Annotated in this window: 1 pseudogene; it reads left to right on the top strand. The window is 80.8% G+C overall.

From position 1 onward, the window contains the following. A pseudogene (locus ACYVOF_RS05910) lies at positions 1-812 on the top strand (hypothetical protein); the annotation flags it as partial.

The raw sequence follows: 812 nt of genomic DNA on the forward strand, positions 1-812 counted from the left end.
GCCTCGCTCGAGGCCGACCGCGCCGCCCTGCCCGCCCAGCCGGTGGCGGCCGAGGAGGTCGCGGCCGCGCTGCAGCGTGCGGCCGACGTGGCGCCCGGCCTGCACCGCGCCCTGGCCCAGGCGCGCGAGGTCCGGGCCGCCGCGGACGCGGTGCCGGTGCTGCACGAGCGCCACACGGCGGCCGAACGGGTCCGGGTCGGCGCCGTCGAGGCCCACCAGCGGGCCAAGGAGCACTGGCTCGAGCTGCGGGAGCGCCGCATCGACGGCATCGCCGCGGAGCTGGCCGGGGCGCTCGAGCTCGACGAGGCGTGCGTGGTGTGCGGGTCGACGGTCCATCCCGCCCCGGCCCCGGTGGTCGTGTCCGAAGTGGTGACCAAGGAGGACGAGGCCGTCGCGCACGAGGTGGAGCAGGCGGCGCAGGCCGACGTCGCGCGCGCGGTCGCGGCCCTGGCCGCGGTCGCCGAGGAGCTCGCGGTGGCGCAGGCGCGGGCCGCCGGGCACGACCCGGGCTCCGCCGTGGCCGCGGTGGCCGGTCTGGAGGCGGAGCACGTCGACGCCGAGGTGCTCGACGCGACGGCCGACGACGCCCGCCGCGACGTGGTCGTCCTCGCCGCCCGCGACACCGACGTGGCCGAGCAGGGTCGCCAGCTGCTGGCCGACGTCACCCGCGACGGGGAGCGCCGGGCGGCGCTGCTCGAGGCCGTGTCCGCGGCGGAGGCCCGGCTGGCCGCCGCCCGGGGGGACGACCCCGACGTCGGCACCCGCCGCAGCCGGCTGGCCGGGCTCGCCGAGCGCGGCGGGGCCCTGCTCAC

Source organism: Rhodococcus aerolatus (genome assembly GCF_054783215.1).